Genomic DNA, 15923 nt, shown 5'->3' on the forward strand with positions numbered 1-15923 from the left:
AATAAATGCAAATATACGAAGAACTTTTAAATCTTAAAAAAAAAGGTGAAAATGGAATTTTGATAACAGTAGTAGAAAAAGATGGATTTGGTCCAGCAACACCTGGAATAAAAATGTTGGTAACAAAAAACAAAAGAATTGGTACTGTTGGTGGTGGTTCACTTGAAGAATTTGCTTATAAAAAAGCACTGGACCTTTTAAAAAATAAAAAAAATGAACTACACAAATATGCATTAAATGAAGAAAATAAAGTAATTGAAAACACTGGAATGGTATGTGGTGGAAATGTAACTTTATTTTATGAATATATTGGTAGCGGAGAAAAGCTTTATATCTTTGGTGCTGGCCATGTTGGAAAAGCATTGACATACCATATAAATCCATTAAATTATTTTGTAACCGTAATAGATGAAAGAGATGGAATATTTAATGATTTCCCAAATATAAACAAAACTATAAATTCTACAGTATCTGATTTTTTTAAAAACAATATTATTGAAGATAATAGTTATATAGTTATTTCCACACCATCTCACGCTCATGATTATGAGGTTTTAAAAAATGTTTATTTAAACTCTAAACCAAAGTATATTGGTATGCTTGCATCAGATACAAAAGCAAATTTAATGGTGAAAAAACTAAAAGATGAAGTATCAAATGCAGATTTATCAATACTTCATACACCAGTTGGTTTAGATATCGGTGGCCCAACACCCCACGAAATAGCAATTTCAATAATATCAGAAATACAATCAATAAAATATCAAAAAAAACAAATAAAGAAGATGAGAAAAATTTGGTAAATATAATAAGTGGCGAAATAAACTCTGGAAAAACAACAAAATTAATAAATATCTTTAAAACAACTGGGGGTGATGGGTTTGCAGCTATAAAAGTTTACAAAAACAATGAATTTTATGGCTACAATCTCACTAGACTTTCAAACAATGAAATTATACCCTTCATATCAATTGATAAGTTTGATGATGAACTTTTTAAATTAAGTCGATTTAGTTTTTCAAAAAAAGGTTTTATTTTCGCAAATAAAATTATAGATGAAACATTAATTAACAAAAAAACTCTCTACATAGACGAAATAGGTCCTCTTGAATTATCAAAAAAAGGATTTTATACGAGTTTCAAAAAAGCTTTAAAGAAAAATATAGAAATTTATGTATGTATTAGAAGTTCTTGTATACAAAATGTTATAAAAGAATTTAAAATAAAAAATTATAAAATAATTACGGAGGTAATAAAATGAAAACACCAATAATAGGTCCTACTTTTGAAGAAATGCTTCATCCTTGGAAAATTGATCCTGAATTAAGAAAAAGAGCAATAGAAATGAAAGATAAAGATCCTCTTCATCCCATTAATTTATACAATATAACTTGGAGAGATAAAGATGATGAAATTTATTATTTTGAAATGCCAAAAGAACTAACTGGTGTAAAAGCAAATATAATCGTTTTATATGCAAAAGATTTTCCATCTGGAAGTCATAAAGTTGGTGCAACTTACTCTGTCCTTGCAGAAAAAACCGTAACTCATGAAGTAGATCCTTCTACTCATAAATTAATATGGCCATCAACTGGAAATTATGGAATCGGCGGAGCATGGGTTAGTAGTAGAATGAATTATAATTCATTAGTATTATTACCTGAACTCATGAGTAAAGAAAGATTTGACATAATAAGAAGTTATGGTTCTGATGTAATAGCAACCCCTGGTTGTGAGTCAAATGTAAAAGAAATTTACGATAAGAGCAAAGAATTAAAAACAAAAGACCCAGAACATGTTAGAATATTAAATCAATTTGAAGAATTTGGAAATTATAGATTTCACTATCACGTAACAGGAAATACAATGGCAGAACTTGTAAAAGAAAAGAAAATAGGAAACGAAAGAGTTGCTGCTGTAGTTCTTGGAGTTGGTTCTGCTGGAACAATTGCATGTGGAGATAGACTAAAACAGTTATTTCCTGAAACAAAGATAGTTGCAATGGAACCTATTCAATGCCCTACAATCTCTTTAAATGGATATGGTGGACATGACATACAAGGAATAGGAGATAAACATGTAACTTGGATACACAATGTAATGAATATGGATGCTACCGTACTCGTTGATGATATGGATAGTAAAAAAATGCTTCAAGTAATGACAGATCCTGTTGGAATAGAGTATTTAAAACAATCATTAAAGGAAAAAGATATTAAAAATATATCTACTAAACTTGGTATTTCAGGTGTAGCAAATATAATAGCAGCTATAAAAATGGCAAAATTTTACAATATGAAAGAAGATGAAAATATCTTTGTAGTTGCAACTGACAGTATAGAAAGATATCACTCAGTTATGAAACAATTAGACGATGAATTTGGAAAGTTAACTACGAGTGAAGCAAAATCAAGAACTGAAAGAATTTGTTTGTTTGCAGAACCATCACATGTATTTGAAGGAACAAAATATAACAGAGAAAGATGGCATAATTTAAAATACTTTACATGGATAGAACAACAAAATAAAACCATAGAAGAAATAAATGCACAAAAAGATCAAAAATATTGGGAAGAACAACAAAATAAAGTTTTTGAAATGGATGAAAAGATAAAAGAATACAGAGAAAAAAATGCTGAACGTTTGCATAAAGTAATGTATGAGGTGGAAAAATGAGCAAAGCACTCGATTTAGCAAAAAAATATGAATCTGAAATTGTTCAATTCATGAGTAATTTAATAAGAGCAAAGAGTTATTCTGCAGATGAAAGTGCTGTAATAGAAGTTATAAAAAAAGAAATGGAAAAAGTAGGTTTTGATGAAATAAAAACTGATGGACTTGGAAATATAATTGGAAAAATAGGAAATGGAAAAAAGATAATAGCCATAGATGGACACATAGATACTGTAGAAGTAGGAAATGAAAACTTATGGGATAGAGAACCTTTTAGTGGAGAAAATGATGCTGAATATGTTTATGGAAGAGGAGCATCAGATCAAAAAGCTGGCATTTGTTCTGCAGTATATGGTATGAAGATATTAAAAGAATTAAACTTAATGGATGACTTCACTGTATATGTAACTGGAACAGTTATGGAAGAAGATTGTGATGGAATGTGTTGGAGATATTTAATTGAAAAAGAAAAGTTAAAACCAGATTTTGTTGTTATAACAGAACCTACTTCTCTAAATATTTACAGAGGTCACCGTGGTCGTATTGAACTCCGAATTAAAACTACTGGTATATCTGCTCATGCTAGTGCACCTGAACGTGGAGAAAATGCAATATACAAAATGGCTAAAGTAATAAATGAAATTGAAAAATTAAATGAAGAGTTAAAACCTCATCCATTTCTTGGAAAAGGAACAGTAGTTGTTAGTCAAATATTTTTCAAATCACCATCTCAAAATGCAGTACCAGATGAATGTCAAATACAACTTGATAGAAGAATAACCCCATATGATACAAAAGAAAGTATATTTAAAGAATTAAATACTGCTATAAAACGTTCTGGTGTAAAAGCTGAAATAATTGAATTAGAATACAGTAGACCTTCTTATAAAGGCATAAAATATCCCGTAGAAAAATTTTTCCCTGCATGGGAAATTGATGAAAGTTCTCCTATAATACAAGCTGGAATTAAAACATATATAAAAACTTTTGAAGAAGATCCAGTTGTTGATAAATGGACTTTTAGCACAAACGGAACAGTAACAGCAGGTGTTTATAATATTCCAACAATAGGATTTGGTCCAGGAGAAGAAAAGTATGCTCATGCACCAAATGAAAAGGTTGAAATAGAACATTTAGTTAAAGCAGCAGCATTTTATGCTAATTTTCCAAAAACACTCATTAATATGATACCTTAACTGTAAAACTAAAATATTGTTTTAATCATATTTAATATAAGGAGGAATAACATGTCAACATTCTTTAGAGGAAGACATTTTATAACAACGCAAGACTTTACAAATGAAGAATTAAATATAATGTTAGATTTAGCAAAAGATTTAAAAATTAAATTTTCATATGGAGAACAAACACCATATCTTTTATATAAAACTCTATTTTTAATGTTTTTTGATCAATCAACAAGGACAAGAAACAGTATGCAAGCTGGAATAGCTCAACTTGGCGGTGATGGTATCTTCTTATCTCCTGATAAAATGCAAGTTTCTCATGGTGAAGTAGCTAAAGATACAGGAGTTATACTATCCCGTTTTGGTGATGGTATAGGAATTAGGCACTGTACTTATGGTGAAGGAAACAAATACTTAAATGCAATAGCTAAAAACTCAAAAGCCCCTTTAATGAACTTACAGGATGATATATACCATCCATTTCAAGTAATGGCTGATTTAATGACTATGAGAGAAAGATTTGGTAATAATCTAAAGGGATTAAAAGTAGGAATAAGTTGGGGCTACGCAGAAAGTCATTTAAAACCATTGTCTGTACCTCAATCACAAATATTATTATTTACAAGGTTTGGAATGGATGTAACTCTTGCATATCCAAAAGGTTTTGATTTAATGCCAGATATAGTAAAAACTGCAAAACAAAACGCTGAAAATCATGGTGGAAAATTAAATATAACTAACAACATGGATGATGCTTTTGTAGATGCACACGTTGTATTCCCTAAAAATTGGGGCGGATTCTTTATTTCCGATAAAGAAGAAGAAATAAGAGCTGAACAAGCAAAACACAAAGATTGGAAGTGCACAGAAGAAAAAATGAAACTTTTAGACAAGAGTGGTGTATTCATGCACGCACTACCTGCTGATAGAGGAAATGAAGTTGAAGATTCTGTAATAGATGGTCCACGCTCAATAGTTTATGATGAAGCCGAAAATAGACTTCATACAGCAAAAGCAATTATGACCCTATTAATGGGTGGTAGATACTAAAATGTTTGATCTTGCCATCTTACATGGAAAAGTTTATATAAACAATGAATTTAAAGAATTAAACATTTATATAAAAGATGGAAAAATTTCAGCACTTTCAAATGAACTTCTCTTTTCAAAAGAAAAATACAATGCTAAAAATATGTATGTTTTGCCTGGATTTATTGATCCTCATGTTCACTTTGAACTCACTGTTGGAAATCATACATCAATTGATACTTTTGAAAGTGGTTCAATCTCCGCTGTTTATGGCGGAGTAACCACTTTCATTGATTTTTTAGATCCAATAAATAAAGTTGAAAATTTAGAAAAAGCCTTTAAAATCAGAAATACTCTTGCAAAAAAAAGTATCATTGATTATTCCTTTCATACAACTATTTTCAACCCTAAAAGTTCTCCAATGGACTTAGTAAAAAAATCAAAAACTTTAGGTATTCCAAGCATAAAGTTATTTACTACATACGGCGAAAGACAAACTTATGACGATTATATATATGAATTATTAAAAATATCTTCCAAAGAAAAAATAAACGTGATGATACATTCTGAAAATGATACCTTAATAAAAAAAGGAAGAAATATAATAGCTGAGCATGCAAAATCACGTCCAGAAATTTCTGAAATAACAGAAATAATAAAACTATCACAAATGGCAGAATATACAAATGGTAGACTATATATAGTTCACACAACTTGTGGAACGAGTGTTGAAAAGTTAAAAAAATGTTATTCAAAAATATTAAATAAAACTTTATTTATTGAAAGCTGCCCTCATTACTTTTATTTCAATTCTGAAGTATATAACTCAAATAAAGGAAATCTTTATACCATGACACCTCCTCTTCGAAATGAACTTGAAGTTGAAAAATTAAAACAAAATATAGATAATATATACACAATAGGGACAGACCATTGTCCATTTACTTTAAAAGAAAAAATGACTTCCTTTACAGACTTAATACCTATGGGTATTGGTGGAATCGAACATTCATTTGTTTTAATGTATTCAATGTTTGGAGAAAAAATAATAAATAAATTCACCATAAACCCTGCAAAAGTTCATGGATTATATCCCAAAAAAGGAATACTTTTACCAGGAAGTGATGCCGATATTGTTATTTTCAATCCAAATGAAGAAAGTATAATTAAAAGCACTCATTCACTTTGTGACTATGAAATATATCAAAATATAAAAGTAAAAGGTAAAATAATGAGTGTACTTTCAAATGGTAAGTTTATACTTAAAGAAAATAAATTTATTAAAACAAAAGGAAGTTTTATAGAAAGGAAGATATTATGAAGGCAATAATAAATGCAAACATATATGATTATGAAAACTACTTTGAAAATATGTACATTCTTTATGATAAAAAAATAATAGAAATTGATAAAATGAAAAATTTTAATAAAAATTGTGATATTATCGATGCCAAAAACTCTATTGTAATGCCTGGTTTTGTAAACTCACATACACACATTTATTCTACTTTTGCAAGAGGCTTAAATATTCCTTTTAACCCAGAAACATTCAAAGAATTATTAGAACAATTATGGTGGAAATTAGACTCAAAATTAACTCTTGAAAGCATATATTACAGTGGATTAATTAGCTCAAATGAATTTATAAAAAATGGAGTAACAACAATAATAGATCACCATGCAAGTGGTGAAATAACAAACTCTTTAAACACTTTAAAAAAAGCTATTTGTGATAAATCTGGATTGAGAGGTATTTTTTGCTTTGAAACAAGTGATAGATTCGATGTTGATAAATGTATTGAAGAAAATATAGAATTTTCTAAAAACAATTCTGAAAAATGTTCAGGAATATTTGGAATGCATGCATCAATAACTTTATCAGACAACACCTTAAAAAAAATATCTAATCTTACAAATTTACCCATACACATTCATGTTGCAGAAAGTTTAGAAGACGAAGATGATTGTATAAAAAATCATCAAATGAGAATAATTGAAAGATTAAAAAAATATGATTTAATAAAAAATAACTCAATACTTGCTCACTGCATACATATAGATGAAAACGAAGCTAATTTAATAAAAAAATCAAACTCTTATATAGTTTTAAATCCAACTTCAAATATGAATAATGGTGTTGGACTTCCTGATATTCAAATGCTGCAAAAAAGAGGTATTCCTTTAATGCTTGGGAATGATGGACTTGGATATAATTTCGCAAAGGATATACAAACACTTTTATTTTCAATGAAACATAAATATTTAAATCCACTTGCCTTTTCTATAGATGATTTAAAAAAAATAATAAATACAAACTTTGAATATGCTTCAAAAATACTAAAAATAAAACTTGGAAAAATAAAAAAAGATTATGTTTCAGATTTTTTAATTGTTCCTTATAATTCACCAACTCCTATGACAAAAGAAAATGCAGATGGTCACATCTTTTATGGTGTATTTGATAATTTTAGACCTAAAACAGTAATTTGTAATGGAAAAATTTTAAAAACAAACAATGAAATATATAATGAATCAAAAAAAGTATCACAAAAATTATGGAATAAAATACAGGGGTGATTTTATGAATTTAAAAACATCTATTTGTGGAATAGACTTAAAAAATCCTCTAATGCCTGCCTCAGGTCCATTGACTGGAGACTTTGAAAAGATGAATTTTCTTTATAAAAGTGGTGTTGGAGCAATGGTTACAAAAACTATATCAATAAAAGGTGCTGAAGTTATAAGACCTTGTATATATGGCGAAAAAAATTTTATAATGAACAATGAACTTTGGTCAGAGTATTCTTATAAAAAATGGATACATGAAATACTCCCAAAAGCAAAAAAAGAGTTTGATATTCCTTTAATTGTAAGCGCCGGATATACAAAAGAAGATATGGAATTTTTAATACCAAAATTAGATGAATTTGCAGATATATTTGAAATATCAACTCATTATGTTGGAAAAGACTTAAATAAAATATCAGAAATAGTTAAAACTATAAGAAAATACACAAAAAAACCACTTTTCATAAAAATGAGTCCACACATACCAGAACCAATAGAATTTGTTAAAAAAATAATGGAAAGTGGTGCTAATGGTGTTGTTGCAATAAATTCACTTGGACCAACAATGAAAATAGATTTAGAAACAAGAAGCACATTATTAGGAAATAAAGACGGTTTTGCCTGGACTTCTGGTCCTGTAATAAAACCACTATCTCTTGCTCTTATACACGAAATTCATAAAAATGTTCCAAATGCTGTAATTATAGGAACAGGTGGTGTAGAAAAAGCTGAAGATATTATTGAATTTTTACTAGCTGGTGCATCTGGTGTTCAAATGCTTTCATCAGCACTAATAAAAGGTAAGGACTTATATAAAAAAATAATAAATTCTTTACCAAAAAAACTTGAAAAATATGGTTTTTCATCAATAGAACACGTAATTGAAAGTAAAATATTAACCAGAACACCTACCTTTACTCCAAATCACCCAAAAATAGATAATGAAAAATGCACATTATGTAAATTATGTGAAAATGTTTGTCCATACTTTGCAATTACAGTAAATGAAAAAGTAATAGTTGATAACAAAAAATGTTTTGGCTGTGGTTTATGTGAATCAAGATGTCCAACAAAAGCAATAAGTAATGTTCTATAGGGCATTACTTATTGCTTTTGAATTAAAAAATAAAATTTCTCTTTTTCACTAACCTTTTTTTATAAATTGGAATTATTCTAACTTTTCATTAAAAATCTTTACTTTTTTTAGTAGACATTTTTTTACATTAATGATAAAATTAAAATGAAAGCAAAAAAATATTCTGGGAGGTAAGCTCTATGAAAAGAATTGCCATTTTAAATGTTGGTGGAGATTGTCCAGGTTTAAACGCAGTTATTCGTGCACTAATTGTTAAAGGTGCAGAAGAAGATATAGAAGTAATAGGTGTATACGATGGATTTAAAGGTCTTGTAAATGATAAGATGTTTATCATGACAAAGGAACACGTTTCTGGAAAACTTCCTGAAGGTGGAATTATACTAGGTTCTTCTAAATATGATCCAACTAAAAACGCTGAAGATCTTGAGAAATTAAAGGAAAATGTAAAAAAGTATCAAATAACCTCTTTAATTTTATTAACAGGTCACACTGGAGCTGGTATAGCCTTAAAATTAAAAGATGAAGGTGTACCTTCTGTTATAATTCCAGCTACAATAGACAATGATTTAAAATGGACAGATTTAAGTATTGGTTTTCTAACAGCACTTCAAACTGTAGTTACTTCACTTGATTTTTTACATTCAACAGCAAATGCTGGTCATAGAGTAATAGTTGTTGAAGTTGGTGGAGATGAAGCTGGTTGGCTTGCTACTATTGGTGGAATGTCTGGAGGAGCTGACTATATAATAACTCCAGAAGTACTTCCTGATCCTAAAGATATGCTTGCAAATATAAAAAAGAGATATGATGTTGGTAAAAAATTCTCTATAATTGTTGTAGAAGAAAAAGCTGAACTTCCTGAAGAAATTAAAAATGTTTCTGGTTCAGATAATAAACTTGTTTCACCTTCTGAATTAGTAATGGAATACATAAAAGAGAATGTTTCAGATGAAATAGATTGTAGAATAGTAAATCTAGGTTATATGCAAAGAGGAGGATCTCCTGCAGCTTTTGATAGATTCCTTGCTTTTAAATTTGGTTGTGGAGCTGTTAAAGCTGTTAAAGAAGGAAAAACTAATGTTGCTCTTGGTCTTCATGGATATGAAGTAACTGAAATTCCTTACACAGAAGAAATCCTAGAAAATAAAACTGTTAAACCAGAAATTTATGAAATGGCAAAACTTTTCTTTTAAAAAATAAAATAAAACAGGCTAAAGCCTGTTTTATTTTATTTTTTTTCTCTTTTTTAAATATAAACCTCTTATAACTTCAAGTTCTTTTTTATACATTTCATCTTTAAAATTTTCATAAGAATTATTACTATGAGCCCATTTTCCATAAACGTACATTAAAGTTATCTCAGCATATATATTTCTACCTATATAAATTCTATTACCTTGTTGTTTTGTTGTAGCTAAAACAAACTGTGTATGATGAACATATCCAACATCTAAATTTACCTTTCTTTTACCATCAATTGCAAACTTTTCTTCAATTTTATTTGTAATTAATTTTGCATCTGCTAAAAAGGCTGGCGATGCCATTAATTCTAAACTGATCATTCTTCCTTCAACTACAATATTTTTACCCATCTCTTCATTATAGTAGTCTGTAAATCTTTGAAAATCTAATGGTTTTGAAATATAATCAATTTTTCCAAAATGTTTTTTTATTTCTTCAATAACTCCTGTTTCGTTAAGCCAATAATCAGAATTACCAGCTGTAAATGCGTGAATTACATAATTCACCATTTCACTTTTTTTTAACTTTCCCACTTAAAACCACCTCAAAATTTTCTAATTTTATTCTGTATACTTCAAATGGTGTTTTTAATTCAACTATACCATTATTATTTTCTACTTTAATTTTATCATCTACACTTAGTTTAACTAATAGAGATTTTTCCGAAGATAAAAGTTTATTATTTAATTTTATATCTTTTTTACTTAAATTTTTTATATAAACATCAAAGGTTTTTCCATTTCTTATTTTACTATATAATAGAGCATCTTTAGATACTAGAAACAAAAAAATCCCATTCAAAAATATTAGAAACCAAAGAAATATTAAATAAATAACAGCTTTTTTGTTTACAGTTTTATCTTCAACAATACTTTCTTTTTTTTCAATAAACGTTATTTTTTCGTCTAAAATTTCCTCAAGCCTTTTTGATATATCTTTTAATGAAGTTCGAGAATATCCTGTATAATCTTCATTTAAAATTTTTTGAAAAGAATACATTGAAATTTTTAACTCTTTTGCAATTTCTTTAATATCAAGATTTTTTGATTTTATTAAGTAAGATATATTTTTATTAAAGGTTCCTTTCATCTTATCAACTCCCACTATATTTTACCATATAATTAAAAATATTTTTATTAAAAATTTTTATACAAAAGAATATTATTAATAGAAACAGTTTATTAAAAATAAAAAGCATAAAATATGTTTATATTAATTTTAATTAATACTTTTTTAACAAACTTGACTTAAAAGAAATATTATAATATAATTTAAATAATTTTATTCATTTCAAAAAAGGGGGAATATTTATGGCAAGACAAAGATGGAATTCGAGATGGGCCTTCGTGCTTGCTGCTGTTGGTTCTGCAGCTGGCTTAGGAAATGCTTGGAGATTTCCTTACATGGCTTATTCAAATGGGGGAGGAGCTTTTTACATTCCTTACTTTATTGCTTTATTCGTAGCAGGTATACCTTTATTAATGGCAGAGTTTGGAATGGGACAAGGATTACAGGCTAGTGCACCAAAAGTAATGCGAAGTGCAGGAAAAGGATTTGAAATGATTGGTTGGTGGGCTGTTTTTTCTGGAGCAATAATTACTTTTTATTATAATGTTATTATGGGATGGATATTTAATTATCTTATAAAATCAACAACTGTTGCTTGGAAAAATAATCCTTCAGATTATTTTTTTAATAGCTTTTTAAAAATTAGTAGTGGTCCTGGAGAAATAGGTGCTTTAAGATGGGCAATAGTTATTGGACTTGCAGTTACATGGTTATGGATTTATTTAATTTTAAGAAAAGGAACAGATAGTGTTGGAAAAACTGTTGCTTGGACTGTACCTTTACCTATAATTTTATTACTTGTTTTAGGTTTACGTGGTATAACCTTAAATGGTGCTGGAGAAGGACTAAACTATTTATTTTCACCTGATTTTTCGAAGTTAGCTGATGTAAAAGTTTGGGCAGCAGCTTTTGGACAAATATTTTTTTCTTTAAGTTTAGCTTTTGGTGTTATGATAACCTATGGAAGTTACAATTCTAAAAAAAGTGATGTTGCAAATAACACTGTAATAACAGCACTTGGAAATTCTGCAACTTCTTTTTTAGCTGGAATAGCTGTTTTCTCTGTTTTAGGTTACATGGCTACAATTCAAGGTGTAGGTGTAGATAAAGTTGTTTCTCAAGGAATTGGTTTAGCATTCGTTGTTTATCCAAAAGCTATATCTCTTTTACCTGGAGGAGTTTTTGTTCAAGCTATATTTGGATTTTTATTCTTTGTAATGCTATTGACTTTAGGAATAGATTCTGCCTTTTCATTAGTAGAAGCAATAGAAGCATCTATTTCTGATAAATTTAAAGTTGGAAAGAAAAAATTTCTAATTACAATGTCTATAATTGGTTTTATATTTGGTCTTTTATTTGCAACTCAAGGAGGACTCTATTGGTTAGATATAATAGATCATTTTATAGGAAATTATGCGCTCTTAATTGTTGGAATTTTTGAATCCTTAATATTTGGATGGATAATAGGAGCAGAAAAATTAAGAACTTATATAAATAATGTATCTGAAATAAAAATTGGTAAATGGTTTACTTTCTTTATAAAATACTTAATTCCAATAATATTAATTTGGATTTTAACAACGTCAGCTATAGATGAATTCAAAAAACCATATGGTGGATATCCTATTTGGTCTATATTAACAGGTTTTTCAGTTTTTGTATTCGTTCCTATATTAGGATTTATTTTTAGTTTAATAAAAGAAAAGAACAAAGACTTTGTTATAAAAGAAATAAATTTTGACGTAGAAGACTAAGGAGGGATATAATGAGTGCATCTGCTATAGTTTTTATGATAATTGTTGGGACTGTCCTTTTTGGTGGTCTTGGATGGTCACTAAGTGTAGCTTATAAAAAACAAAATAAAAAATAATTACACTAAATAAAAAAAAAACGATTTCTGAATTAGAAATCGTTTTTTTTATTTAAAATTTAATATACTTTAGATTTTTTTAACCATCCAATTACAAGAGGACTTGCAATATAAAGTGATGAATAAGTACCTACAATAACACCAAAAGTTAATCCAAAAGCAAATGGTGCAATTGATCTTCCACCAATTAACAACATCAAAAACACAACTGCAAATGTTGTTATAGATGTATTTAATGATCTTACAATAACTTCGTTTATACTATTATTTACAATTTCAGAGATATCTTTACCTCTCATTTTTTTCATATTTTCTCTTATTCTATCATAAACAACTATTGTATCATTTAGCGAATATCCTGCAAGCGTTAAAAACGCAGCTATTGCTGAAACATTTATTTCTATATTAAATAATGAATATAAACCTACAACAATTATTATATCATGAGCAAGTGCAACAAGTGCTCCTACACCAAAAGAAAATTTAAATCTAAGAGATATATAACCCAATAATAATACGAGAGATATTAATACAGCATACCAAGCAAAAGTTTTAATTTCTTCAGCTGCTGCACCTGATACATCATTAAATTGTAATTTTTCAAAGTTATTATCTCCAAATCCTTTTTTCAAAGAAGCTAAAAAGTTTTCCTTTTGATCTGTATTAAATGAATCCTTAATTGTTATAGTAAACAAAAATTTATTTTCTTGACCTTTTAAAGGTTTTAATTCAACAATTTTTGCTGTTGCATAATCACTTTTTATACTTTTTAAAACATTTCTTATTTCTGATATTTCAACCTTTTTATCTAATGATGCAGTTAATTCTGTTCCTCCTGCAAAGTCTATACCAAAGTTAAACCCTTTTGTAAATGATAATATTAGAGCTATTACAATTAGTATAGAAGAAAGGGTTATGAAAAATTTTCTCTTTCCTACGAAATCTATATTCATATTAGTTTTCCCCCTTTACTTCTTTTACAAGTTTTTCAGATTTTACATTGTGAGAAGTTGATTCTAATATAATTCTTGAAACAACAAGATTAGTAAATAAACTTCCTATAACTCCAATTATAAGAGTAATAGCAAATCCTCTAACTGCACCTGTTGTAAAGTAATAAAGAACCACACCAGCAATTATAGTTGTTAAATTAGCATCAAATAATGTCCAAAAGGCTTTTTCAAATCCAAATTTAACAGCCGTCAATGGTGGTCTACCAAGTCTTAATTCTTCTTTTATTCTTTCATATATAATAACATTTCCATCAACTGTTGTACCAAAAGTTAAAATTATACCTGCAATACCTGGTAAGGTTAATATTGCACCTGTCCAACTTAAAAATCCCATCAATAACAATGAGTTATATATCAAAGCAATATCGGCAACAACACCCATCCATTTATAGAATATTACCATATAAATCATAACGAGTATTAAACCAAATAAACCTGCTTTAATTATAGTTTCAACTATATCTCTTCCAAGTGTTGGTCCAAGTGATCTTTCTTGAAATTTTATTAAATCAACAGGAAGATTTCCACCTTTTATTAAAGCAGAATCATTTTTTGCTTCTTCAAGTGTTGATATTCCCTCAATAATAGCTGCACCTGAAGTAATTTGTGTATTAACAACAGGAGCAATTACTACTCTATCATCAAGAATTATAGCTAACTGTTTATTTACTAAATTTCCAGTTGCTAATGAAAATTTCTTAGCTCCTTCTGAACCAAAGTTTAAATTTATTAAAAACCCTGCATTTCTTGTATTAACAGATGGTTTTGCATCAACTAAATCTGCACCTGTAATTTCAAAAGGATTTTCTCCAAATTCAAAAACTTTTTTTACTTTGTACCACTTTGTTGCATTATCTTTATCTTGAACATAATCATATAAGTCTATCTTATTACCATCAATTTCCATAGTTCTATTTCTTAAAAGTGTTGGTTTTACATCTGAAACTTTAGTATCGAGTACTTCTGCAAAATAAAGTTTACCTTTACTACCAATTAATTTTTCTGCTTTTGCTGTATCTGAAATTCCTGGAATTTCTACTCTTACTCTTATTTTACCATTGCTAACTACTTTTGCTACTGATGCTTCAGTATATCCAGCAATATCCAATCTCTTTCTTAAAACGAGTATAACATTGTCAATAATATCTTGTGCTTTTGCTGTACTATCAACTTTTAAATCATACTCTAAAGAGCTTCCCCCTTGAATATCGAGACCAAGTTTTATCTTGGAAAGAACCTTACTCATTCCACTATACTTGGCAGAATCTTTTCCCGGAATAATCATTCCAAGAAGGGCTACAAGTATAATGACTATTGAAAAAATCAAACGAACTTTTCTTGCTTTCACCTAATGAAACCCCCTTATAATAAATTTTGAAATTATTATTTCTCTTCTTTTATATCATCTTTTTTTGTATCTTCAGAAGCTTTACTAATAACAGTTCCTACAGCATTTTTAGTAATGTCTAGTTCTGTTTTTTCAGCTGTTCTTATTCTTATTTTATCAGAATTTACAGATACAACTTTTCCAATTATTCCAGATGAAGTTAAAACTTTATCTCCTTTTTTTATTTGAGATAACATTTGTTTATGTTTCTTTTCTTGCCTTTTTTGAGGTAATATCAACATAACATACATTAAAACAAATAGTATTATTATAAACCATATACTACCAAATCCACTACTTGCTGCTGCACCGGTTGTTGTTGGAGCACTTGCAGTAGGAGCAGTTCCTCCAGCAGCACCAAAATTAACAAAATTTAATATGTTTTCAAACATAACTTACACCTCCAAAAAAATTTTTCTTAATTTTAAATATACACTTAAGAATTATAACACAATTTAATGTAAATTTCATCTTTTTTATTAATTTATAAGTAAAAAAAAACCTCCTAATAAATTAGGAGGTTTCATGGCGGGGACGACGAGACTCGAACTCGCGGCCACAGGTGTGACAGACCCGCATGCTAACCAACTGCACCACGTCCCCGCGTTTACGTGAATTATTTTAACAGATTTCTGGTAATTTGTAAATATATTTAAAGTTAAAAAAATGTTACATTTTTATTTTTCTTAATTATTGATAAATTTTTTTAATTTATTAGCTTCACTGTTTATTTTTTAATATTTGATTTTTATTTTTCCTTAGAGTATAATAAAAGTGAATTTTATATTTT

Annotated in this window: 16 protein-coding genes and 1 tRNA gene; 11 read left to right on the plus strand and 6 right to left on the minus strand. The window is 28.2% G+C overall.

Annotation, left to right across the window (positions count from 1 at the left end):
• Window positions 1-5 precede the first annotated feature (5 nt).
• From IGS63_RS00705 to IGS63_RS00745, 9 genes are all read left to right on the plus strand, one after another.
• Window positions 6-803, plus strand: coding sequence for an XdhC family protein (locus tag IGS63_RS00705; RefSeq protein ID WP_190615140.1), 798 nt, complete (start codon window positions 6-8; stop codon window positions 801-803).
• Window positions 797-1261 carry a nucleoside-triphosphatase gene (locus IGS63_RS00710; protein ID WP_190615141.1) on the plus strand — a complete coding sequence of 155 codons (465 nt, stop codon included), beginning with the start codon at window positions 797-799 and terminating at the stop codon, window positions 1259-1261. Before IGS63_RS00705 ends, IGS63_RS00710 begins: the two co-directional genes overlap by 7 nt.
• Complete coding sequence (locus tag IGS63_RS00715) at window positions 1258-2676, plus strand: PLP-dependent cysteine synthase family protein (RefSeq protein WP_190615142.1); 1419 nt, start codon at window positions 1258-1260, stop codon at window positions 2674-2676. The genes IGS63_RS00710 and IGS63_RS00715 overlap by 4 nt, the downstream gene beginning before the upstream one ends.
• Complete coding sequence (locus IGS63_RS00720; protein WP_190615143.1) at window positions 2673-3869, plus strand: YgeY family selenium metabolism-linked hydrolase; 1197 nt, start codon at window positions 2673-2675, stop codon at window positions 3867-3869. The genes IGS63_RS00715 and IGS63_RS00720 overlap by 4 nt, the downstream gene beginning before the upstream one ends.
• Window positions 3870-3920: 51 nt before the next feature.
• The gene (locus IGS63_RS00725) at window positions 3921-4910 is read left to right on the plus strand and encodes an ornithine carbamoyltransferase (protein WP_190615144.1); all 990 of its coding nucleotides are present in this window, start codon (window positions 3921-3923) and stop codon (window positions 4908-4910) included.
• 1 nt (window position 4911) lies between these two features.
• Window positions 4912-6210: an amidohydrolase family protein gene (locus IGS63_RS00730; RefSeq protein ID WP_190615145.1), complete on the plus strand. Its 1299-nt coding sequence runs from the start codon at window positions 4912-4914 to the stop codon at window positions 6208-6210.
• On the plus strand, window positions 6207-7466 hold the full coding sequence (locus IGS63_RS00735; protein ID WP_190615146.1) for an amidohydrolase family protein: 1260 nt from the start codon (window positions 6207-6209) through the stop codon (window positions 7464-7466). Before IGS63_RS00730 ends, IGS63_RS00735 begins: the two co-directional genes overlap by 4 nt.
• Before the next feature lie 4 nt (window positions 7467-7470).
• The gene (locus IGS63_RS00740; protein WP_190615147.1) at window positions 7471-8553 is read left to right on the plus strand and encodes a 4Fe-4S binding protein; all 1083 of its coding nucleotides are present in this window, start codon (window positions 7471-7473) and stop codon (window positions 8551-8553) included.
• Between the two features lie 179 nt (window positions 8554-8732).
• The gene (locus tag IGS63_RS00745) at window positions 8733-9746 is read left to right on the plus strand and encodes a 6-phosphofructokinase (RefSeq protein ID WP_190615148.1); all 1014 of its coding nucleotides are present in this window, start codon (window positions 8733-8735) and stop codon (window positions 9744-9746) included.
• Window positions 9747-9776: 30 nt separating this feature from the next.
• Here the strand turns inward: IGS63_RS00745 and IGS63_RS00750 are convergent, their stop codons facing one another.
• Entirely contained in the window at window positions 9777-10328 is a 552-nt protein-coding gene (locus IGS63_RS00750; protein ID WP_190615149.1) for a DUF4416 family protein, read from the minus strand.
• A complete protein-coding gene (locus tag IGS63_RS00755) occupies window positions 10306-10884 on the minus strand; it encodes a hypothetical protein (RefSeq protein ID WP_190615150.1) in 579 nt (192 codons plus the stop codon). Before IGS63_RS00755 ends, IGS63_RS00750 begins: the two co-directional genes overlap by 23 nt.
• A 221-nt stretch (window positions 10885-11105) precedes the next feature.
• Here IGS63_RS00755 and IGS63_RS00760 point away from each other — a divergent pair, with 221 nt between their 5' ends.
• Together IGS63_RS00760 and IGS63_RS00765 are read left to right on the plus strand one after the other, a co-directional pair.
• Window positions 11106-12617, plus strand: coding sequence for a sodium-dependent transporter (locus IGS63_RS00760; RefSeq protein WP_190615151.1), 1512 nt, complete (start codon window positions 11106-11108; stop codon window positions 12615-12617).
• An 11-nt stretch (window positions 12618-12628) separates the two neighbouring features.
• The gene (locus tag IGS63_RS00765) at window positions 12629-12733 is read left to right on the plus strand and encodes a MetS family NSS transporter small subunit (RefSeq protein ID WP_190615152.1); all 105 of its coding nucleotides are present in this window, start codon (window positions 12629-12631) and stop codon (window positions 12731-12733) included.
• Window positions 12734-12792: 59 nt separating this feature from the next.
• Here the strand turns inward: IGS63_RS00765 and secF are convergent, their stop codons facing one another.
• The 4 genes from secF to IGS63_RS00785 form a co-directional block, all read right to left on the minus strand.
• A complete protein-coding gene (gene secF / locus IGS63_RS00770; protein ID WP_190615153.1) occupies window positions 12793-13686 on the minus strand; it encodes a protein translocase subunit SecF in 894 nt (297 codons plus the stop codon).
• 1 nt (window position 13687) lies between these two features.
• Window positions 13688-15094, minus strand: coding sequence for a protein translocase subunit SecD (gene secD, locus IGS63_RS00775; RefSeq protein WP_190615154.1), 1407 nt, complete (start codon window positions 15092-15094; stop codon window positions 13688-13690).
• A gap of 35 nt (window positions 15095-15129) precedes the next feature.
• Window positions 15130-15525, minus strand: a complete 396-nt coding sequence (gene yajC, locus IGS63_RS00780) for a preprotein translocase subunit YajC (RefSeq protein ID WP_190615155.1) — start codon at window positions 15523-15525, stop codon at window positions 15130-15132.
• Between the two features lie 134 nt (window positions 15526-15659).
• Window positions 15660-15736 (minus strand) — tRNA-Asp (locus tag IGS63_RS00785).
• Window positions 15737-15923: the final 187 nt, after the last annotated feature.

Source organism: Tepiditoga spiralis (assembly GCF_014701195.1).
In the GTDB taxonomy this organism is placed as follows: Bacteria; Thermotogota; Thermotogae; order Petrotogales; family Petrotogaceae; genus Tepiditoga; species Tepiditoga spiralis.